At 67.0% G+C, this 20,715-nt stretch carries 16 protein-coding genes; 8 read left to right on the top strand and 8 right to left on the bottom strand.

The features are described 5' to 3' along the window. Positions 1 to 20: 20 nt before the first annotated feature. The 3 genes from YM304_RS07860 to YM304_RS07850 all read right to left on the bottom strand — a co-directional run bounded on the left by YM304_RS07860 (position 21) and on the right by YM304_RS07850 (position 3,093). Positions 21 to 1,205, bottom strand: coding sequence for a cytochrome P450 (locus tag YM304_RS07860; RefSeq protein WP_015441128.1), 1,185 nt, complete (start codon positions 1,203 to 1,205; stop codon positions 21 to 23). Positions 1,206 to 1,303: 98 nt separating this feature from the next. After that, positions 1,304 to 2,437 (bottom strand): acyl-CoA dehydrogenase family protein, encoded by a 1,134-nt coding sequence (locus YM304_RS07855; protein WP_015441127.1) that lies wholly within the window; start codon positions 2,435 to 2,437, stop codon positions 1,304 to 1,306. Between the two features lie 98 nt (positions 2,438 to 2,535). After that, positions 2,536 to 3,093 carry a DinB family protein gene (locus YM304_RS07850; RefSeq protein WP_015441126.1) on the bottom strand — a complete coding sequence of 186 codons (558 nt, stop codon included), beginning with the start codon at positions 3,091 to 3,093 and terminating at the stop codon, positions 2,536 to 2,538. A gap of 127 nt (positions 3,094 to 3,220) precedes the next feature. On the opposite strand from YM304_RS07850, the gene YM304_RS07845 reads away from it, so the two are divergent. Beyond that, the gene (locus YM304_RS07845; RefSeq protein WP_015441125.1) at positions 3,221 to 4,024 is read left to right on the top strand and encodes an LLM class flavin-dependent oxidoreductase; all 804 of its coding nucleotides are present in this window, start codon (positions 3,221 to 3,223) and stop codon (positions 4,022 to 4,024) included. A 23-nt stretch (positions 4,025 to 4,047) separates the two neighbouring features. On the opposite strand, the gene YM304_RS07840 is transcribed toward YM304_RS07845, so the two are convergent. From YM304_RS07840 to YM304_RS23430, 3 genes are all read right to left on the bottom strand, one after another. Continuing rightward, positions 4,048 to 5,805 carry a putative nickel transporter gene (locus YM304_RS07840; RefSeq protein WP_015441124.1) on the bottom strand — a complete coding sequence of 586 codons (1,758 nt, stop codon included), beginning with the start codon at positions 5,803 to 5,805 and terminating at the stop codon, positions 4,048 to 4,050. Then, a complete protein-coding gene (locus tag YM304_RS07835) occupies positions 5,802 to 7,268 on the bottom strand; it encodes a tetratricopeptide repeat protein (protein ID WP_083908267.1) in 1,467 nt (488 codons plus the stop codon). Before YM304_RS07835 ends, YM304_RS07840 begins: the two co-directional genes overlap by 4 nt. A gap of 132 nt (positions 7,269 to 7,400) precedes the next feature. After that, positions 7,401 to 10,343 (bottom strand): DUF4331 domain-containing protein, encoded by a 2,943-nt coding sequence (locus YM304_RS23430; protein ID WP_197536942.1) that lies wholly within the window; start codon positions 10,341 to 10,343, stop codon positions 7,401 to 7,403. Between YM304_RS23430 and YM304_RS07825 the strand changes: the two genes are divergently transcribed. From YM304_RS07825 to YM304_RS07810, 4 genes are all read left to right on the top strand, one after another. Next, the gene (locus YM304_RS07825) at positions 10,331 to 11,950 is read left to right on the top strand and encodes an AMP-binding protein (RefSeq protein WP_015441121.1); all 1,620 of its coding nucleotides are present in this window, start codon (positions 10,331 to 10,333) and stop codon (positions 11,948 to 11,950) included. The two genes, YM304_RS23430 and YM304_RS07825, sit on opposite strands and share 13 nt — an antisense overlap. 216 nt (positions 11,951 to 12,166) lie before the next feature. Continuing rightward, positions 12,167 to 13,084: a PDDEXK family nuclease gene (locus tag YM304_RS07820; protein WP_015441120.1), complete on the top strand. Its 918-nt coding sequence runs from the start codon at positions 12,167 to 12,169 to the stop codon at positions 13,082 to 13,084. A 219-nt stretch (positions 13,085 to 13,303) separates the two neighbouring features. Beyond that, positions 13,304 to 14,032: an HAD family hydrolase gene (locus tag YM304_RS07815; protein WP_015441119.1), complete on the top strand. Its 729-nt coding sequence runs from the start codon at positions 13,304 to 13,306 to the stop codon at positions 14,030 to 14,032. 4 nt (positions 14,033 to 14,036) lie between these two features. Next, positions 14,037 to 16,496 carry a glycoside hydrolase family 65 protein gene (locus YM304_RS07810; protein ID WP_083908266.1) on the top strand — a complete coding sequence of 820 codons (2,460 nt, stop codon included), beginning with the start codon at positions 14,037 to 14,039 and terminating at the stop codon, positions 16,494 to 16,496. A 49-nt stretch (positions 16,497 to 16,545) separates the two neighbouring features. On the opposite strand, the gene YM304_RS07805 is transcribed toward YM304_RS07810, so the two are convergent. Further along, positions 16,546 to 17,094 carry a DUF4333 domain-containing protein gene (locus YM304_RS07805; protein ID WP_015441117.1) on the bottom strand — a complete coding sequence of 183 codons (549 nt, stop codon included), beginning with the start codon at positions 17,092 to 17,094 and terminating at the stop codon, positions 16,546 to 16,548. 212 nt (positions 17,095 to 17,306) lie between these two features. Here YM304_RS07805 and YM304_RS07800 point away from each other — a divergent pair, with 212 nt between their 5' ends. Next, entirely contained in the window at positions 17,307 to 18,200 is an 894-nt protein-coding gene (locus tag YM304_RS07800; RefSeq protein WP_015441116.1) for an SDR family oxidoreductase, read from the top strand. Between the two features lie 133 nt (positions 18,201 to 18,333). On the opposite strand, the gene YM304_RS07795 is transcribed toward YM304_RS07800, so the two are convergent. After that, on the bottom strand, positions 18,334 to 19,059 hold the full coding sequence (locus tag YM304_RS07795; RefSeq protein WP_015441115.1) for an alpha/beta fold hydrolase: 726 nt from the start codon (positions 19,057 to 19,059) through the stop codon (positions 18,334 to 18,336). Between the two features lie 152 nt (positions 19,060 to 19,211). Here YM304_RS07795 and YM304_RS07790 point away from each other — a divergent pair, with 152 nt between their 5' ends. Then, positions 19,212 to 20,339, top strand: a complete 1,128-nt coding sequence (locus YM304_RS07790; RefSeq protein WP_015441114.1) for an acyl-CoA dehydrogenase family protein — start codon at positions 19,212 to 19,214, stop codon at positions 20,337 to 20,339. A gap of 63 nt (positions 20,340 to 20,402) precedes the next feature. Next, entirely contained in the window at positions 20,403 to 20,675 is a 273-nt protein-coding gene (locus YM304_RS07785; protein ID WP_015441113.1) for a LapA family protein, read from the top strand. The last annotated feature ends 40 nt before the right edge of the window (positions 20,676 to 20,715 follow it).

The following is a 20,715-nucleotide window of genomic DNA, read 5'->3' as shown; positions in this document are numbered from 1 at the left end:
GTACAGAATGCTCGGTCGGGTCAGCGCTGAGCGAAGCCGAGGCGGAACGAGGCAACCGCCCTCGCGAAGATGTTGGCCTCGACCTCTGGTTCGGTCACGACCGACAGGTCGGTGATGCGCCGGCTCAGCTGTCCGAACACCGCCGACAGCGACCCGCGGGCGACGTGGGTACCGATGCACAGGTGCGTTCCGAAGCCGAACGCGACGTGCTTGTTCGGGCTCCGACGGATGTCGAAGGTGTCGGGATCGTCGAACACGTCGGCGTCGCGGTTGGCGGCAGGGTAGAGCAGCACGATCCGGTCGCCGCGCTCGACGGGCTGGTCACCGATGACGTCGTCGGCGGCGGCGCGTCGGAACATGTTGTTCAATGGCGTGACCCAGCGCAGCACTTCCTCGACGGCACCGGGCACCAGATCGGGATCGGCGCCCATCGCATCCCATTGGTCTGGATGGTCGACGAAGGTGCGCAGTCCGTGGCTGATCGCGGTGCGCGTGGTCTCGGCGCCGCCGGAGATGAACAGACCGACCTCGTGGGCGATGGCCGCCGGCGGCAGCGGTTCGCCGTCGATCGTCGAGTGCAGCCACGTCGAGATCAGGTCGTCGCCCGGCTCGGCCATCTTTGCCTTCGCGATCTCGGAGAGCGCGCCGACGAACTCGTGGTTGGCGGCCTCGAACTCGCGGAAGACGAGGCCGTCGCGTTCACGCATGTCGGTGCGCATCAACCGCTCCGACCACGACTTGAGGTCACGCCAGCGATCGTCGGGGTAGCCGAGCAGCTGCGCCGTGACCCGAGCCGGGAGCTGTCCGGCCACGGCGTCGACGACTTCCATCTCGGTGGCGCCGTCGGCGAGCGCGGCGTCGATGATCTCGGTGGTCAGCGTTTCGAGGTCGGCTTGGCGTTGCTCCACCGACTTCTTCGTGAAGTTGCCCTGGACGAGCATGCGCTGTTGACGGTGGCGCGGATCGTCCTGGGCGATCATGTTGATCTCCGACGGCGACCAGACCGCGCGGTATCCCTGGCCCGACACGAACACCGACGACCGACGCTCGACGTCCATCAGATCGGCGTGCTTCGTCACACCCCACAGCCCGTTGCGTTCGTCGCGGTAGACCGGTTCGTTGTCGCGCATCCACGACCAGGCGTCGTGCGGATTGCGTTGGTAGAAGTTCGGGTCGAGGAGGTCGACGATCAAGCGGTCGCTCATCGCCCCATCGTTGCAGAGGCGGACCGGCTCGCCATCGTTCAGAACATGACGCTCTCGAACATGACGCTCGAGAACATGACGCTCGAGAACATGACGCTCTAGAACATTGCGGTGTCGGCGTCGAGGCCGAGCAGGAGCTTGCCGATCGTCTCGTTGAGCTTCGGTGCGGTCTGGATGTGTTGCGTCACGACGTGGGCGTCACGCTGGCAGCGGCCGAGCACGCTCGTGTCGTACACCGCTGTGCCCCCGGCCAGCGTGAACGCGGCGTCGGTGACCGCCGCACACGTGGTGGCGGCGTGGACCGCTGCCAGGCGGATGCCGGTGCGGTGTTCGAGGGTCGCCCGCCCGTCCGACGCCACCACCGCCCACGCCGATTCGATCTCGTCGAACAGGAACGCTCGCGCCGACCGCCACGACGCCTCGGCGCGTGCGTACTCGATCTGGGTGAAGGCGCTCTGCGCCAACGTGCGCTTCGAGTACTGCGGACGCTTGCCCTCGGCCGTGTCGTTCAGTTCGTCGAGCGCCCGGCGAGCGATGCCGAGTCCGACAGCGGCCACGCACGACGCGAGGAACGAGAAGTTGGGGAAGCGTGCGAGCGCGCAGTCGACGATCGGTTTGGTGACGCCCGGCTGGGTGGTCCGTCGCTCCGGTGCGAACGCCTCGGCGACCGAGTAGTCGAGCGAGCCCGATCCGCGCATCCCGCTCGTGTACCAGGTGTCGTGATAGCTGACGTCGTCACGGGGAAACCAGCAGAGACGGAACGTGCCGTCGTCGCACATCGTGCCACCCATCACCCAGTCGCAGTGCTGTGTGCCACTCCCCCACGCCCATCGCCCCGACACGTCGAAGCCGGGCTCGCCGGGTCGGACCGTCGCCGTGCCCTGGCCGTTCGGGGCGAACACGCCACCGGTCACGGTCGAGGGATCGCTGTAGATCTCGAGCGCGCCCTCTTCGGGGAGGAACGCCGACATGTATGACGTGGTCGATGCGATCATCGAGCACCATCCGGCGGCACCGTCGGCGTGCGCGAGCGTGCTGATCGCTTCGAGCATGGTCGGCGGATCGACCTCGGGGCCGCCGTACGCCTCGGGCACGCACATGCGCATCAGACCGGCGCTGGTCAGTGCATCCACCGTCGGCATCGGCAGTCGCCGCTGTGCTTCGGCGTCGTCGGCGTGAGCCTCGATCAACTCGGCGATGTCGGCAGCGGCGGCGAGAACGTCGACAGGCATCTGAGGAGCGTAGACGTCGTGGTTCGTGCGCTCCTCACACGCCACTCACCGTCGACTCACAGCGCCGACATCGTCCCAGGACAGCGCCCTCGCGCTGATCAGGTCGCGGAGCGGACGTCCCACAGGTGGTGCACCGGATCGTGGATCAGGTAGCGAGCGAACGAGTCGACGGTGAACGAAGCACCGTCGCTGCGGCGACCCACCCGCGTCCACTGGTCGGCGCCGAGCCGATCGAATGCGTCGGCCAGGACGTCGGCCGCCGACAGGAGGTCGCGTCGTACATCGGTCGGCGACTGTTCGTTGTAGGCCTCGGCGATGGCGGTCTCGTTCTGGTCCCAGTTCGGGTACAGGGGATCGTCGCTGTCGAGCATCATGCGCAGGCGTTCGTGGTACAACCCGTACACGTCGCGCACGTGCGCCGCGTACTCGAGGTCGCTCCACCGGTCCGGGCGGCGGCGAGAACGGAGTTGCTCGACGTCGCCGTCGAGCACATCGGCCCACGCTGCAGCGTTTCGTCGGATGTCGGCCCCGACCGCGCTCGGTTCGTATCCCGCCGCGTCGAAATCGCATTCGGGGCACCGGCGCTCGAGCACCCACGTCCAGTCCTTGTCGTCGTGCTCGGGTTGCTGGCTCGATGGGTCGATGTCGCTCTTCACGCGCCCAAGCATCGCTCGCACGCCGGACCGCCGACGAGCGACTTTCGGTCGCTCGACGAACGATTGCCGCCACCGCCGCCCGATCGGTCCGGAGGCAGCCCGCCCGGAGGTGCGCTACGGTCGGAACATGAAGTTCGGTTTCGTTGTCCCGTGGGGCGACGCCACCGACATCGGTGATCTCGCCGAGGCAGCAGAGGAGTCGGGCTGGGACGGGCTGTTCGTCTGGGAACCGGTGTGGGGGGTCGACGCCTGGATCTCGCTCGGTCTCGCGGCCGTCCGCACGTCGAAGATCAGACTCGGCACGATGCTCACGCCGCCGTCGCGCCGCCGACCGTGGGAACTCGCCAGTCAGGTCGCCACCGTCGACCGGATCTCCGACGGCCGGGTCACCCTGTCGGTCGGACTCGGGGCGGTCGACTCCGGCTTCCAGACGTTCGGCGAGGAGTGCGACCGCAAGACCCGCGCCGAACTCATGGACGAATGCCTCGACATCATGTGCGGCCTGTGGGCCGGCCAACCGTTCGGCTACGACGGCAAGCACTACACGGTCGAACCGACCGAGTTTCCGACCATCGGCGACGTGGTCCAGCAGCCGCGGGTGCCGATCTGGTGCGTCGGAGCACTCGGCCGACCGCGGTCGATGCAGCGAGCGCTGCAGTGGGATGGGGTCATCCCCCAGGTGCTCGACGGCACCGAGATGGGCGCCCGGCAGGCGCACCTCGACGAAGTCGAGCAGCTCCGCCTCGACATCGAAGCCGGACCCAATCCGAACGCCGACATCATCGTCGAAGGGCAGTGGACCCAGCACTCCCCTGCCGCCTATCGAACCGCTGGCGCCTCGTGGTGGATCGAGTCGATGTGGGGTGCGATGTCGGAACACTCACCGGTCACCGCCGCCTACGACCGGTTGCGCCAGGGCCCGCCCGCCTGACGATCAGCGATCCTGCAGCCGACTCACACGTCGGCGAGACCCCGTATCGCTAGCCCGACTCCGACGATGAACACCAGCGCAGCCGTGGCGTAGGGCATCGCGGTCGACCAACGTCGGCCGATCGCGGCGAGCCGCCCTGACGACCCGAGTCGGCCTTGCAGCCGGTCACGAACCCTGACGAGCAGTACGCCGGCGAGCGTCAGGGTGCCGGCCATGCCGAAGCCATATCCGATCACGAGGAGCACACCGAACCACGTCCGGCCAAGGGCGATCGCCGACAGCAGGATGATGAGCGCCGACGGACTCGGCACCAATCCACCGGCGATGCCCATGCCGACCAGCCCGCGCCGCGAGACTCTCGACCGCGCCGGGTCGTGATCGTGATCGTGATCGTGATCGTGGTCGTGGTCGTGGTCGTGGTCGTGATGCGAGTGATGGTCGTGATTCAGCGGGTCGAGCTCGGGTTCGAGGACCGCGACACGGCCGGGAGCGGTGTACGCCGCCGTCGCCGCGACGCGTTCCGACTGACGAGCATGGGAGTGTCCGTGATCGCCGTGCGAATGCCCGTGCGGGCCGTGCGAATGCCCGTGCGGGCCGTGTGAATGCCCGTGTGGGCCGTGCGAGTGTCCGTGGCCGAAGAAGCCATCGTCGCGGTGGCGGATCGCACTGACCAGCAGACCGAGGCCGAGCGCTGCAATCAACAGACCGCTCGCGACGCCGAGCCAACCAAGGATCGACTCCCCCGCCAATGAGCTCGACACCGTCAAGGCGAGCCCGAGAATCAGCACGCCACCGGTGTGCGTCGCCGTCACAGTCGCCCCGACCACGACAGCGTCGCGGGTCGAGCCCTGCCGACCGGCGATGTACGCCGCCATCACGGTCTTGCCGTGCCCCGGCAACATCGCGTGTGACGCGCCGAGCACGAGCGCGAGCGCCATTGCGAGCAGCCCGACTTGCAGCGTGAGGTCGCGGCGGCCGACCAAGTCGTCGAACGCCTCTTGCACGCGCCCGACCGTGCCCTCGATGAAGCCCGGCCGAGCTTCGACGAGATCGTCGCGAGCGGCGGCCGCACCGTCGGCGCGGTTCTCACCGTCATCACTCGGCGCAACCGGCGAGGACGACGCATCGAGTTCCGCGTCGGGATCGATCTGCAGCGTCACCGAACGAACGTCGAGCGGCGACGACAACAGGTCGACGGGGTAGTCGGTCAACCCGTTCGTCACACTGGTGGCCGGAACGGGTGCGTCGACGATTCCGACACCGTCACCGATGGCGTTGATCTCGTTCCATCCGACGCGTCCGCTGCGCTCGGCATCGTCGAACCGCAACTCGGTCGGAGCCGTGCCGAGCGATGCCGGCGCTTCGAGCCGGCACTGCAGGCGACTCGTCTCGAGCCCGGCCTGACCTGGCTCGAAGCCGAACGACGAGGCCGTGACAGCGAACTGCGTCGGTGCACCGCCGACGGTGAGCGAGAGCTCATCGACGATCGCGTCGCATGACTGCGCAGCGTGCTGCTCACGCTCAGACGCGTCGATCGACCCGTCGTTGTTCGAGTCGATGCTCCCCCTCGACTGTGTCGTGGGGATCTCGGCGGCGTCGACGACGAGATCATCGACGACGCTGTCGGCCGTGATCGTCAAGGTGTGCAGGCGGTTGACGCTGAAGTTGCCGAGCGGGTGCGCCGACGCCGAGGCCGGACCGAGGCCGACGACGACCAGGCCGATCGACAGCCCGACGAGTGCACGAGCACGGCCCGTGCGGCTGGTGGTACGAGCGCTCACGAGCCGACTCCTTGCTCGACGAGTTCAGCCAGCGTCTCCGAGGCGATCGGAGCGGCAAGCGGGTCGAAGTGCGGGTTGGTCTCGAGCGCTGCGGTGAGATCGGCGACCGCTCCCGGCATGTCGCCGAGCGCGTGTTTGATCATTCCCGAGTGATAGAGATACGACGCGTTGCGAGTTCCGAGCGCGAGTGCCTCGTCGATGGCGACCAAGGCCTCGTCGTGACGGCCGTTCTTGTGGAGCGCCCAGGCGTACGCGTCGTACATCGCGAGGAACGGGCGCTCGGCGATGGCTGCTTCGGCGCCAGCGAGCGCTGCGGCCGGGTCGCCGTGCTCGGCGAGGAACAACAGCGGGCCCGCATCCGGGGCGACGCCGTTCTCTGCGAACAACGCCTCGGTCGCGGCGACGACGGCGTACTGCTCTGCGGCGGCATCGTCACGACCGAGCGAGTCGAGTAGTTCGGCGTAGGCGGTGACGTATGCGGGCTCCGGGGCGATCGTGACGACGCGTGCGTAGTGGTCGAGCGCGGTCTCGACCTGGCCGAGGGCTGCCTCTGCCTTGGCCTTGCCTGCCAACGATGCCGGGTCGCCGGGAACCAGTGACTGCGCGACGTTGTACAGGTCGAGCGCGGTGGTGGGATCGCCTTGGTCGAAGGCCAACTCTCCGAGATGGAACACGGCGAACGCTTCGTCGGCGGGCGTGGGCGCCGCCTCGCGAGCGCTCTCCATGAACCGCGTTGCGAGATCGACGTTCCCCCGCAGTTCCCACAGGTACGACTCACGAGCGAACGACGCGGTGTCGGGCCGGAGCTCACTCATCCGCCCGACCGCTTCGATCGCTCCGTCGTAGTTGCCGAGTTGGAGTTCGGCGTCACCCAGCGCGCCGTGGAGTGGAGCACTGAACGCGTTGATCGCGAGTCCGGCCTCTGCGTGCTCCTTCGCCGCAGCAAAGTCGTGACGGGCCGATGCGAGCGCCGAGCGGCCCGCGTAGGCGAGGAAGTTGCTGTCGGCATCGAGCGCGATCGACTCGGCGAGTGCGCCGTCGGCTCGCGGATAGAAGGCCGGGTTGGCCGTGGCCTTCGCCTGCTGCACGTAGGCGAGTCCGAGCGCCGCCCACGCGGTGTGATCGTTCGGGATGCCGGCGAGGCGGGTCTGGAGGCCGGCGATGAGTTCGTCGAGCGACTCGGGATTGGGGTTCTGTTGGCTCGCGACGATGTCGACGTCGACGACGCCTTCGTCGGCGGTGGTCTCGACGTCGTCGCCTGACCGATCGCGGGCCACACCGATCGACGCTGCGACGATCAGCGTGATAGCGAGCGCGGCGCCGATCACGACGAGACGTGTCGGCCGGCGTCGACGGGGGCGTGCCGTGACGGGGTTCGATGAGCCGTCGGATCCTGGACGTTCGGCATGCGATTCGTGGTCCGGCTCGTGGCCGGTGGAGTCATTGGTCATCGTCGAGGTCATGCGATGCTTCCTGGAGCGAGTGTCGGGTGAGGCGGGCGGGAACCGGGAGCGCTGCGTGCAGCGCTCCCGGCACCCGTCGAGCCTCGCGTCAAACGGTGATCGTCACCGTCGACACGGGGCGGTCAGCGGTGATCAGCCGACCAGCTGTGTTCCCGGGAAATAGCCCGAGATGTCGGCGGTGATGTGAGCCGAGCCGGAGGTGAAGACGCACGTACGGCCGTCTTCGTTCACCGGGGCAGCCACGAGGGTCGAGGTGTTCGCACCGGGTGCATACACACCGTTCGCTGCGAGCGGCATGGTGGTGCCGCACTCGAACACCGTGATGTAGCCGTTCGACTCAGCCTGGATGGCTGCGATGTTCAGCATCACGGTTCCGGAACCCTCCGGCGCCGGGTTCGTGCCGACACCGATCACCTTCAGTTCGATGATCTCGCCGTCGATCGGCTTGTCACCGGTGTGGCCGATACGGCCGCCGGGCACTCCCTGCCGAGTCTCGAGCAGGCGCTCGGGAACGATCGGCACGTATGACGTACCAGCCGGGTAGGAGCCTTGGAGATCAGCGGTCAGCTCGGTGCCCGAGCTGGTGTACAGACACACGGTGCCTGCGGCGCTGACCTTCGACACGAGCAGATTTCCCCGCACCGTGCTCGCCTCCAGGTTGAGGTTCGCCGTCACCGGCTGCTCCTCGTCGCATGGATACGCCGTGACGAAGCCATTGCCCGCTGCCCTGATCGACGTCACGTTCAGAACCACCGCGGCGGTGTCGGCAGCGAGGCCGGCACCCGGTGTTTCGGTCACTTTCACGGTGATGACGTCGTCGGCTGCAGGAGTCGGGCCGGCGTAGCCGACCTGTCCGCCCTCGGCATTCGCACGTGTCTCGAGGACACGCTCCGGAGCGTTGGGAAGGTACGACGAGGTGCTCGGCTGGTAGCCGTTCACGTCGACCGCCAAGTGCGTCGAACCCGACGTGTACAGGCAGATGCTGCCATCGTCGTCGAGTTCTGCAGCGACGAGGTTGCTCACGTTGGTGTCGACCAACGGGTTCAAGCTCGCTGCGGTCGGGTGCTCGTTGTCGCAGTCGGCGTAGACCGTGACGTATCCCTGCACGTCGGGCTGGATGGCGCTCACTGTGACGAACACCGCAGCGGCATCGTCAGGAACAACGCCTGAGACGTCGACGTCGATCTTCTGATCGGCCACCGGCTTGGTGCCGTTGTAGCCGATCTGCCCACCGGGCGTCGTCGTACGAGTCTCGAGCACACGCTCTGCCTCGACCGACACGAACTCGGGCGCACGAGGTGTGCGCTCGGTTCCGTTGACGACGCTGTCGACATGCGGGAGTGCCAGGTACGGGAAGACATCGCTGAACTCCCGGTCGTTGCGGTCGACGGAGTCGACGACAGCGAGGGCACTGAGGTCGGCGCCATCCTTGAAGACGATGCCCTCGGTGACCTGGAAGGCCGCGTCGAGGATGTCGTCTTCGAGACGGCGACCGTTCGGGAAGCCCTGGAAGTCGCCCCCGATCACTCCGGCTGTGCTGGCGTTCGCCTCGGGCGTGACGGGCACGGCCATGTTGAGTCGCAGCATTTCCGACGGAGTGATCGTCGAGACATCGGCGTTGAGGGCGAGGCTGTTGAGATCAGCCTTCAACGCCGGGTTCTCGTCGGGATCGCCCGACAGGCCGTCGTTCTCGATGCTGATGCCCTGGAGGAAGATCTCCACCAGGTCGCTTCGTTCGCCTTCCGGAGCGGGGACGCCGTACACGGCCTCCACGATCGGAGGAAGGATCGGATTCTGCACCGCGTCGACCGCCTCGGGGATGGTCGCGTCGGCAGTCGGCGGAATCGAGTTGAATGCGTCCTTCAACGCGAGTGGGAGCACCACTTCGTTGACGAGTGGGTTACCCAGACGTGACACCTGCTGGAACTCGGAGACCACGGTCTCGTCGCCCGGCAGGGCCGTTCCCTCGTCTTCGACGAGCTTGGACCGGTCGGTCGTGCTCCAGATACCGATGACCGGGTTGTCGGTCGCCGATCCGTTGAGCGCGAGCGCATCCTTCGGGAGCTGCAACGCGATGGAGTTCACGTTGTAGCCGGCCAGCGTGTCCTCGCCGACCTCGGTGGCGTCTGCGCCGTAGAGGAGGTCGAAGACGCGTAGGTCGAGGAAGAACGGATCATCGGCCTGGCCGACGAACGACTGACCGCCGCCCGGAATCTGTCCGGACGCAACGGCTTCGTCGACGAGCGGTTGATAGTCGGGTGTCGACGTTGCGCCAGCGATCGACGGTGCCGCGATGGCATCGTCGAGCAGGAGCTGTTCGAGGTCGTCGGACGGGTCGCCCGGGGTGTCGAACGGGTCGGTGATGACCGTCAGGTCGTACGTCTGGTACACGTTGAGTTCCGGGTCGGTCACGGAATCGAACGGACCGGTGTTGTACAAGAACTGACCAGCGTCTTTGATGATCGTCTCGAAGGTCCATTCGTAGGTGAGGTCGGGGAACGCGTCGCCATCGTTGTCGATCTTGATGTTGTAACGAGCCCCCTCCGTCGGAGTACCGGTGGCCCATGGGTAGAAGTTCGGTCCGCCGTTGGGCTCCTCGAATGGAAGCCAGTTGGCGATCACGGTGACGGTGTCGGGGTCGTCTGGGCTGACGAACGCGTAGACGTCGGTGTTGTCGGCGCGTGGGTCTCCAGCGATGAGCGGGGCCTCGCGGTGACTCGAGGCCGACAGCCCGGTCGGGCCCGCCTGTACGGCGACGACGGAAGCGAGCGCGGCAAATCCTGCTCCGACTGCAACGGTCTGCTTCCACCTCCTCGCCTTCGGTGATGTTCCTGTCATGGTGAGATCCCCTTCATGTGGATTGATGTTGCCGATCGGCGTGCACCACCCACTCGTGAAGCGGAGGGCGAGAGCCGACCCGCACAGTTGTTCGTACCCCATGTCACAATGGATCAAACTTCTCTCAAGAAAGTTCGACCACGGGTGACGAGCCGCATCGGCCCCGGTCGAGCGCTGTCCGGGGCTGCGTTTCGGAGTGGTTCGGGTTGCTACGTTGCAAGGCGATGACGCAACCATCTGACTCCGGCTGGAACTTCGCTGATCTCTGGGAGACGATCGCCGCCCAGATCCCCGACGCGCTGTGCCAACAGCAGGGCGACCGGCAGATCGACTGGGCGTCGTTCAACCGGCGGGCCAACGGCATCGCCGCCGCACTGCTCGCCGCACCGAACGCCGCCGAGCAGGACAAGGTGGCGCAGTACCTCTACAACTGCCCCGAGTACGTCGAGTCGGTCTTCGCCGCCTTCAAGGCCGGCATGGCGGTCGTCAACACCAACTACCGCTACGCCTCCGACGAACTCGTCTACCTGTGGGACAACGGCGACGTCACCACGGTGGTCTTCCACGGAGCGTTCGTCGACCAGATCGAGGCCGTGCGGGCACGCGTCCCGCGGATCACCACGTGGCTGTGGGTCGACGACGGTTCGGGCACCTGCCCGGAGTGGGCGACGCCGTACGAATCGGCCGCAGCCGCCGGCACCGATGACAACGTCTCGGGACCGTGGGGCCGATCCGGCGATCACCTGCTGTTGCTCTACACGGGCGGCACGACCGGCATGCCCAAGGGCGTCATGTGGCGCCAAGACGATCTCTTCGGCGTGCTCGACGCGAACAACCGCAAGCGGATGCCGCCCGAGCAAGACCTCGATCTGGTCAGTCAACGAGTGCAGCGTGCCGGCCCGCGCAACATGCCGTCGGCCCCGCTCATGCACGGCACCGGGCTGTTCAACGCGATCAGCAACCTCATGATCGGCGGCTCGATCACGTCGATGCAGGGCCGCTCGTTCTCCGCCGAGGAGTTCCTCGACACGATCGAGACCTTCGGGATCAACTCCACGTCGATCGTCGGTGACGCCTTCGCCAAGCCGATCCTCAAAGCGCTCGACGCCGAACCCGACCGCTGGGACATCTCGTCGCTGCGGGTCATCGTGTCGTCCGGAGTGATCTGGTCGAAGGAGTCGAAGGACGGCCTGCTCCGTCACAACCCGCGGCTGATCATGGTCGACGCCCTCGGCTCCTCCGAGGCCATCGGCATGGCCACGAACACGACCACGTCCGAGTCGGGTGGCGGCACCGCGAAGTTCGAGCTCGGCCCCAACACTCGCGTGGTCACCGAAGACGGGCGCGACGTCGAGCCGGGCTCGGGCGAACTCGGCCAGGTGGCGATCCGTGGCCGCACGCCGATCGGGTACTACAAGGACGAGGAGAAGTCTGCGAAGACCTTCGTCACGATCGACGGGCACCGCTACTCGATTCCCGGCGACTTCGCCACCGTCGAGCTCGACGGCACCGTGAGCCTCAAGGGCCGCGGCAGCCAGTGCATCAACACCGGCGGCGAGAAGGTGTACCCCGAAGAGGTCGAAGAAGCCCTCAAGCTGCACCCGAGCGTTGCCGACGCCGCCGTGGTCGGGCTCCCCGACGACAAGTGGGGCGAGGCGATCAACGCGCTCGTCGAACTCGAGCACGGAGCCGAATTCGACGAAGCTGCGCTGCGTCAACACGTGAAGGATCGTCTCGCCGCCTACAAGGCGCCGAAGCACATCGTGGTGATCGACACCATCGGCCGAGCCGCCAACGGCAAGCTCGACTACAAGGCCCTGAAAGCCTTCGCCGAAACCCACTGACCCGACCGTCGCTCGCTCCCCGGTTCGTGTGACCGAAAGCGCGCCCCTCCCGCACGATCGGTCACACAAACCCCAGCAATCCGCGCGCTCGTCGGTTTGTGTGACCGAAAGCGCGAACCTCGGTCACAATCGGTCACGCAAAACGGGGGATGCGTCGCTGGACGCCGACCGGCGAACCACCCGAACTCTGTGACAGGGCGTCGCGACGATGGTGACATGACCACCACCGACCGCCGACTTGCGGCGATTGCGACAGGTCAGCATGGGATCATCCACCGCCGCGAAGCACATGCCAGCGGCGTGACCGATCACCAGCTCCGGAGCCGGGTCAAGAGCGGCTCCCTCGTCCAGACCGGACCTCACTCATTCCGCCTCTTCGGTGCGCACGACACACCGATCTACGAACTGCGAGCATTGCTCGTCGACCTCGGGCCCGAAGCGTTCGCCAGCGGACCCACCGCTGCTGCGCTGCACGGCTTCGACGGATTCGACCTGCGTGCTCCGTTCGATGTCACCGTGCTCAGAGGCCGAAACCTCCGCCGCATCGGCCACCGCATCCACACCGCCACCGAACTCGATCTCGTCGATCGCGCCGTGGTGCAGGACTGCGCCTCGCTCAGCGGCGCTCGGACGATGATCGACCTGGCCCGCACCCTCGACCCGGTTCCGCTCACCACCGCGCTCGACAGCGGATTGCGCGACGGCATCTACAACGAATCGCTACTGCATCGCCGGATCGTGGCGCTCCGACGAAGCGGGCGATACGGCATCCCGAAACTCATCAAGGTGATCGAAGGGGCCGAGGTCACCGCCGGCGGGCACAGTTGGCTCGAACGGGAGTTCCTCCGGCTCGCTGCCGCAGCTGGGCTCCCGGCGCCGCAGACGCAGCAGGTGCTCTCGCGTGCCAACGACCGCATCGTCCGCGTCGACTTCGTGTTCCCCGAAACGAACATCGTGGTCGAGGTCCTCGGCTACCGGTATCACCGCTCGAAGGCGGCGATGAGTCGCGACGCAGAGCGATACAACGCGTTGCTCCGCAACGGCTTCCTCCCCTTCCAGTACACCTACGAGCAAGTCGTGGCTCGACCCGCCGTCGTCGTGAGCGAACTCCGCTCCCTCCTCGCCGCGGCCTGATCTCCGCTCCGTACGCCCCATCCGCTCTTTCCCCATCGCCGATTTGTGTGACCGAAAGCGCGAGCCTCCGCCACATTCGGTCACACAAACCGAGGACGGGTGGCGGGCGTCGAGTTCGTGTGACCGAAAGCGCGCCCCTCCCCCACCATCGGTCACAGAAACCGTGAACAGCGTGTTGACGGCGCGGCGCGAGCGGGTGAGCGTCGTAACCTCGCGCCGATGGACGAGATCTCCGCCACGACGTTTGCCTGGCACGACTACGAGGGGGTGTTGTTCGACCTCGACGGGGTCATCACCCCCACCGCCGAGATCCACGAACACGCCTGGGGCGAACTCTTCGCCGCCTTCGACTACACCGAAGCCGACTACCTCCGTTACATCGACGGCAAGCCTCGGTACGACGGTGTGCGCTCGTTTCTCGCCAGCCGCGACATCGTGCTGCCCGACGGCGACCCGCTCGATGCTCCCGGCGACTCGACGGTGTCGGCGCTCGGCAACCGGAAGAACGCCCTGTTCAACCACATCCTCGAACGTGACGGCATCGCCCCGTACCCCGGTTCGCAGCGGACGCTCGACCTGCTCGCCGACGCCGGGATCCCCTCGGCGATCGTCTCGTCGTCGAAGAACGCCGTCCCGGTCCTCGCGGCCGCTGGGCTCGCCGACCGATTCGACATCGTGATCGACGGCATCGTCGCCGCCGACCTCGGCCTCGCCGGCAAACCAGCGCCCGACGGCTACCTGTTGGGCGCCCAGCGCCTCGGTGTCGATCCGCGACGAACCGTCGTGGTCGAAGACGCCACGTCGGGCGTGGCCGCCGGCCGCAACGGTGGGTTCGCCGTGACGATCGGCGTCGATCGCGGAGCCGGTCACGCCACGCTCCTCGAGCACGGTGCGACGTTCGTCGTCGACGACCTGTCCGAACTCCTGCCCGGCGACTCCGAAAGCTGACGACATGGACACCACACAGCGACATCGCACGCCCATGCCCGCACCGGCCGACCAGGTGTCTCCCAACCACCAGCCGCCACCGACCGGCCTGGCATCGCACCGCTTTCCTCTCGACCCGTGGCGACTCGTCGAGACCGAGCACTCGGCCGACGACCTCGGCTACACCGAGACCCTCTTCGGCGTCGGCAACGGCTACCTCGGCATGCGCGCCAATCCCGAAGAAGGCCGAGACGCGCACACGCACGGCACGTACATCAACGGATTCCACGAGACGTGGGAGATCCAGCACGCCGAGAACGCCTTCGGCTTCGCGAAGGTCGGACAGACCATCGTCAACGTGCCCGACGCCAAGCTGATCAAGCTCTACGTCGACGACGAACCGTTCATCGTGTCGCAGGCCGATCTCGACAGCTACGAACGATCGATCGACTTCCGGACCGGCGTGCTCGAACGCAACATCGTCTGGCGCACGCCGGGCGGAAAACGCGTGCGCATCCGCTCGACGCGGATGGTGTCGATGGCCGAACGCCATCTCGCGGTCATGACGTTCGAGGTGACGATGCTCGACGCGACAGCGCCCGTCGTGATCTCGTCGCAACTCCTCAACCGCCAGGACGGCGTCGACGAGTACCACGTCCCCGACGCGTCGCTCGGTGAAGGCGAGGAGCAGCACGACCCGCGCCAGGCGCGCCAGTTCGATCACCGGGTGCTCCAACCCACGTCGCAGCTCGACGAGAGCGGCGACGACGGTCTCGGCACCGTGGTGCTGGGCTACACGTGCACCAACAGCGCCATGACGTTGGCGTGCGGCGCCAGCCATCACGTCGGGAGCACCTCACCGTTCAGCGTCGAGACCACCGTCGACGCCGACCTCGCCAAGACCGTCGTCCAGGTCAACGCCGAACCCGACAAGCCGATCGTCATCACCAAGTTCGTCAGCTACCACACGTCGACAGGCGTGCCGTGCGAGGAGCTCACCGAACGCTGCGTCCGCACGATCCAGCGGGCTCACGAGACCGGCGTCGACGTCCTCCTCGACGAACAGCGAGCCGAGCTCGACGCGTTCTGGGCGGCCGCCGACATCGAGATCGACGGCGACGACTCGGCGCAGCAGGCCATCCGCTGGAACCTGTTCCAGCTCGCGCAGGCATCGCGGCGCACACAGGAGCAGGGCATCGCGGCCAAGGGCGTGACCGCCGGCGGCTACGACGGCCACTACTTCTGGGACACCGAGGTCTACGTCGTCCCCTTCCTCGCCTACACCGACCCGGTCGCCGCACGGAAGCTGTTGCGCTTCAGGTGGAGCATGCTCGACGCGGCGCGCCGCCGCGCTCGGATCATGTCGGAAGCCGGCGCGCTGTATCCCTGGCGGACCATCAACGGCGAGGAGGCGTCGGCCTACTACGCAGCCGGGACCGCGCAGTACCACATCAACGCCGCGGTCGTCTTCGCCCTCGCCCGCTACCTCGACGCGACCGGAGACGTCGACTTCCTCGCCGACGAGGGTTCGGAGATCCTGGTCGAGACCGCCCGCCTCTGGGCCGACCTCGGCTTCTACGCCAACGGGCACGGCAACACGTTCCACATCCACCGCGTCACCGGGCCCGACGAGTACACCACCGTCGTCAACGACAACTGCTACACGAACATCATGGCGAGGTTCAACCTGCGCTATGCGGCGCGCACCGTGCGCTTTCTCGCCCAGTGGAACCCGACGGCGTTCGAGTCACTCCAGCGACGCACCGAACTCGAACTCGACGAACTCGACGCCTGGGATGCCGCTGCCGATGCGATGTACATCCCGTTCGACGAGGAACGCGAAGTCCATCCGCAAGACACGGCGTTCCTCGACCTCGAACCGTGGGACTGGGAGGGCACCCCGGCCGAGAAGTACCCGCTGCTGCTCAATTTCCACCCGCTGGTGATCTACCGCCACCAGGTGCTCAAGCAGGCCGACGTCGTGCTCGCGATGTACCTGCGCAGCGACCACTTCTCCGACGAGCAAAAGCTCCGCAACTTCGACTTCTACGACCCGATCACCACGGGCGACTCGTCGCTGTCGGCGTGCGTGCAAGGGATCGTGGCGGCCCAGGTCGGCCACGACGACCTCGCCTTCGACTACTTCCGCCGAGCGCTCTATCTCGACCTGTGCGACCTCCACGCCAACACGGCCGACGGCGTGCACATCGCGTCGAGCGGTGGCGTCTGGGCCGGCATCGTGCACGGTTTCGCCGGCATGGTCGAGACCGGCAAAGCGCTCAAGTTCGCACCGCGCCTTCCCGAGAGTTGGACGGCGACGCGGTTCACGATCACCCGGCACGGCTCGACGATGCGTGTCGAACTCACCGCCGACGGTGCCGAGTTGACGGTGCTCGACGGGCCCGGTGTGCCGATCGTCGACGGCGACGAACATCTCGTCGTCACGCCCGACGCGCCGTACCGGGTCGCGTCGGTTCGTCGCTGACGACGACCCGGCCGATCTCAGCCGAGTAGTTCGTCAGCCGAGTAGTTCGTCAGCCGATGGGCTCCTCGCCGACCTGGACGAACAGGTTCTGGAACCCGGAGTCGAAGTCGAAGTTCTCGAGCGTGATGGTCAGCGGGAAGACCGCTCCGTCGTCGGGACGCACGATGGTGCAGTCGATGGTTCCGTCCTCGGGAAGCACGATCGCATCGGCCGTGGGGCACTCGATCGTCTCCGGGTCGATCTCGACACCGATCTCCGGCCCGAGCACGCGCGCCGCTTCGGCCTCGATCACCGGGATCTCGGACGCGACGAGCACGTTGCTCGGCTGCACGAAGATCTCGTCCTCCGCGGTGAAGCGCGTGAGGAACGTGAGCGTCTGGCCGTCGGCGGTGGTCGCCGTGCAGTCGTAGGTGGTGCCGACGTCGTTGTTCGGCGGGTCGTCACACGTCGCGTCGAGGTCACCCAGGCCGACCTGTTCGGCGATCTCGGATTCGATGAGAGCTTCGGCGGTCTCGGTGGCATCGCCGCCACATGCGGCGAGTGCGAGTGCCCCGACACCGGCGAGGGCCACGCTTCGAGCGATTCGTGTTGCGTTCATGACACACAATCAACCACGTCGGCGTGACCCACGCGTGAATCATCGTCGTCGCCCGACAAGTGTCACCCGCCGACCCTCACTCGTTCGACGGTCCGCGCCACGGGTCGCGACGGTTCGAACCGCCGGTCGAGACCGAGCGATGACGTGTGACACCTGCACCACCCGTCCTGATTTCTGGTCGCGGATGGCCCGCCGGTAGCTTTCAAGGCCTTATGAGTGATCTCGGATTTGACGGCAAGGTAGCGATCATCACCGGTGCAGGTGGCGGTCTCGGCAGGCAGCATGCGCTGATGATGGCGGCACGCGGTGCGCTCATCGTCGTGAACGACCTCGGCGGCGCCGTCGACGGTTCGGGTTCCGACAAGGGTGCCGCCCAGCTCGTCGTCGACGAGATCAAGGCCGCAGGCGGCGACGCCGTCGCGAACACCGACTCGGTGGCCACCGCCGAAGGCGGCGAGAGCATCGTGCAGACCGCTGTCGACGCGTTCGGCACGGTCGACATCGTCGTCAACAACGCCGGCATCCTGCGTGACAAGTCGTTCCACAACATGACGCCCGACCTCGTCGACCCGGTCCTCGACGTGCACCTGCGCGGCGCGTTCAACGTCACCGGCCCGGCCTGGAAGATCATGCGTGAGAAGAGCTACGGCCGCATCGTGTCGACCTCGTCGGCCGCCGGCATCTTCGGCAACTTCGGTCAGGCCAACTACGGCGCCGCCAAGATGGGCCTCGTCGGCTTCACCAACGTGCTCGCCGTCGAAGGCGCCAAGTACAACGTGCGGGCCAACGCGATCGCCCCGCTGGCCTTCACCCGCATGACCGAAGACCTCCTCGGCCCGCTCGGCGAGAAGCTGCAGCCCGAGCTCGTGTCGCCGCTCGTCACCTACCTCGCGCACGAGTCGTGCGAATCGACCGGCCGGGTGTACTCGGTCGGCGGCGGTCGTGTGGCCGAAGTGTTCATCGCCGAGTGCCAGGGCTACACGTCCGACGCCCTCACCCCCGAGAGCCTGCGCGACAACTGGGACACGGTCACCGATCAGACCGACTACGAGGTTCCCGCGGCACTCGCTCAGGAAACGGCGATGTTCCTCAAGGCACTCTCGTAACCAACCGAACGCCACCGCTCGACACGGTGAGTCCTCCGCGCTGATCTCGGCGCGGCGGGCTCACCGTTCGTCGTTTTCGGCCCTCGCCCGCAACCTGGTTATTTCCATCCGGGATGGAAATAACCAGGTTCGATTACTCGGCGAGCGCGTTGGCGACGACGAGCCAGACGTCGGGGTCGATGCCGAGCCCGACGTGCGTCGAGCCGACCTCGATCATCGTCACGGCGGTCGAACTGCGGTCGATGCACGCCCGCCAGTCGACGGCGGAGTCGTTGCGCGTGAAGATGGCGGTGATCGGCGTGGCGATCGGATCGGTGGCATCGAGGTGCTCCTGCAACGCGCGAATCCGAGCCAACTCCGATTCGGCGTAGGTCGACGCTCCTGCCGTGTGGGTCGGTCCGCCCACGACCGGCGTGCCATACGTGACGACTCGATGCACGGCGTCGGGCGTGTTGCGGGCGATCTCACGTGAGACCACGCCGCCGAGGCTCCACCCGACGAGGTTGACCGGGCGCCCCGACGACTCGGCCAGGCGCTCGACGATGCCGATCATCTCGTCACGCTTCGCTTCGACATCACCCTGGTTGACGCCGAGGCCCCAGCTCCGAGCATCGTGTCCGAGCCGACCGAGATAGCCGCGGATCGGCAGCGTCGACACGTCGGGCGCCTTCCAACCGGGCAGGAACAGCGCGATGCGGCCGTCTCCCCGCGGTGCCGATCGCAGCCGAGGCGACTTGAGCAACAGGCGACCCGGCTGGAGCACGGTGCTGACCTCACCGATGAGTCCGGCTCGGTTCGGCGGGCCCGTCGGCGCCGGAATGCGGTCGAGGTCGGCGGGCGTCAACGGTGTTGCGGGCATAGCGGTCGTCGACTCGGCTTTCTCGGATTCGGGGAGCGTTCGGACCTTGTGAGTGTACGAAGTGAGTGTACGAACCCCGTGGCGCGTGTGTGCCGTGACCACCCGATGCATCCGGTTCGCGACGCGCACGACCGAAGCGCAACACTGGCCCGATGAGCGACACGATCTCGGTCGAGGCCTTCCAGCAGGAGGTCGCCGCATGGCTGGCCGACCACGCCGACGCGGCGCCACGCGACTACGGCGCCATCTGCCCGCCCGATCAGATCGAGCAGGGCATCGCCTGGCAGCGCACCATCCGCGACGCCGGGTATGCCGGTATCCACTGGCCGACCGAGTTCGGCGGCCGCGGGCTGAGCGTCGAGCACAACGGCGTGTGGCTGCTCGAATGCGCGAAGGCCGGCGTGCCACCGGTGCTCAACATGGTCGGGCTCGTCCTCGCCGGCGGGGCGCTGCTCCGCTACGGCACCCCTGAACAGCAGGCCCGACATCTGCGCGCCACCCTCGACGCCGACCACGTCTGGTGCCAGCTGTTCTCCGAACCCGGCGCTGGCTCCGACCTCGCCTCGCTCTCGACGAAGGCAGAACTCGACGGCGACCGCTACATCATCAACGGGCAAAAGGTGTGGTGTTCGGGCGGGCGCTACAGCAACTGGGGCATCCTGATGGCCCGCACGCGCTCACTCGACGAGGCGAAGAAGCACGACGGCATCTCGTTCTTCGTGTTCCCGATGGACCTGCCGGGTGTCGAAGTCCGACCGCTCGAACAAATGACGGGCGAGGCCGAGTTCGACGAGGTGTTCTTCACCGACGTCGAACTCCCCACCGATCACCTGCTCGGCCCACTCCACGGCGGTTGGGGCGTCGGGATGGCCGTCCTCACCAGCGAACGCGGACACATCGGCACGTCGGTGATCTCGCTCGAACGGCGGCTCGATCAGGCCGCTCGCATCGCCGAAGGTCGCGACCTCGGCGCCATCGAGCGCCAGCAACTCACCGAGCTGCTGAGCCGCGGCAACTCCTACAAGGCGATGGCTCAGCGCCAGGGTCCGGTGGCCTCGACGGCGGCGTCGCTGATGAAGCTCGGCATCACCGAGATGATGTTCGACGTGGCCATGCTGCGCGGCGATTTCGCCGGCGCCGACGGCATGCTCGAAGGCCCCGAAGTTTCTGGCATGCTGTCTGCTCCCGGCGGCAGAATTGCGGGCGGAAGCAGCCAGGTTCAACGCAACATCATCGGCGAACGGCTCCTCGGTCTCCCCCGAGAACCACGCCCCCAGTAGTCACAGCGATCCCCATCAGGATCGACATCAGGATCAGTTTCAGGATCGAGAAGGAGCACCGACATGGCGAGAAACGACGAGGCCGAGCGCTACGACGAGCAGCCGGGGCCCGAAGGACGCAACGGTCCGTCGGTGTTCCTGATCCTCGTGGCGGTCATCGCGATCATCGCCGGGGTGTTCATCCTGCAGAACCGCGAAGAGGCACAGATCCAGTTCCTGTTCTTCGACGGCACGTTCCGCGTGTGGACGGCGATCGCGTTCGCGATTCTGCTCGGCGTGCTCCTCGACCGGGCGATCCTGATGTGGTGGCGCCGAGCGCGTCGCGACAAGGACTGACGATCATCACGACGAGCGAGGCGGCGAGCGGAGTTCGCTC

The sequence above is a fragment of the Ilumatobacter coccineus YM16-304 genome, from assembly GCF_000348785.1.
Classification (GTDB): domain Bacteria; phylum Actinomycetota; class Acidimicrobiia; order Acidimicrobiales; family Ilumatobacteraceae; genus Ilumatobacter_A; species Ilumatobacter_A coccineus.
Note: the sequence above shows the minus strand (reverse complement) of the source record. Positions and strands in the feature narration are given on the sequence as shown.

Bases quoted from the DNA above. Each gene is read 5' to 3' on its own strand.
- YM304_RS07855 (WP_015441127.1), bottom strand. From the start codon at position 2,437: ATGCCTGTCGACGTTCTCGCCGCCGCTGCCGACATCGCCGAGTTGATC.
- YM304_RS07835 (WP_083908267.1), bottom strand. From the start codon at position 7,268: ATGACCTCGACGATGACCAATGACTCCACCGGCCACGAGCCGGACCAC.
- YM304_RS07820 (WP_015441120.1), top strand. From the start codon at position 12,167: ATGACCACCACCGACCGCCGACTTGCGGCGATTGCGACAGGTCAGCAT.
- YM304_RS07790 (WP_015441114.1), top strand. From the start codon at position 19,212: ATGAGCGACACGATCTCGGTCGAGGCCTTCCAGCAGGAGGTCGCCGCA.
- YM304_RS07785 (WP_015441113.1), top strand. From the start codon at position 20,403: ATGGCGAGAAACGACGAGGCCGAGCGCTACGACGAGCAGCCGGGGCCC.
- YM304_RS07815 (WP_015441119.1), top strand. From the start codon at position 13,304: ATGGACGAGATCTCCGCCACGACGTTTGCCTGGCACGACTACGAGGGG.
- YM304_RS07805 (WP_015441117.1), bottom strand. From the start codon at position 17,094: ATGAACGCAACACGAATCGCTCGAAGCGTGGCCCTCGCCGGTGTCGGG.
- YM304_RS07800 (WP_015441116.1), top strand. From the start codon at position 17,307: ATGAGTGATCTCGGATTTGACGGCAAGGTAGCGATCATCACCGGTGCA.
- YM304_RS07795 (WP_015441115.1), bottom strand. From the start codon at position 19,059: ATGCCCGCAACACCGTTGACGCCCGCCGACCTCGACCGCATTCCGGCG.
- YM304_RS07810 (WP_083908266.1), top strand. From the start codon at position 14,037: ATGGACACCACACAGCGACATCGCACGCCCATGCCCGCACCGGCCGAC.
- YM304_RS07860 (WP_015441128.1), bottom strand. From the start codon at position 1,205: ATGAGCGACCGCTTGATCGTCGACCTCCTCGACCCGAACTTCTACCAA.
- YM304_RS07825 (WP_015441121.1), top strand. From the start codon at position 10,331: ATGACGCAACCATCTGACTCCGGCTGGAACTTCGCTGATCTCTGGGAG.
- YM304_RS07845 (WP_015441125.1), top strand. From the start codon at position 3,221: ATGAAGTTCGGTTTCGTTGTCCCGTGGGGCGACGCCACCGACATCGGT.
- YM304_RS23430 (WP_197536942.1), bottom strand. From the start codon at position 10,343: ATGGTTGCGTCATCGCCTTGCAACGTAGCAACCCGAACCACTCCGAAA.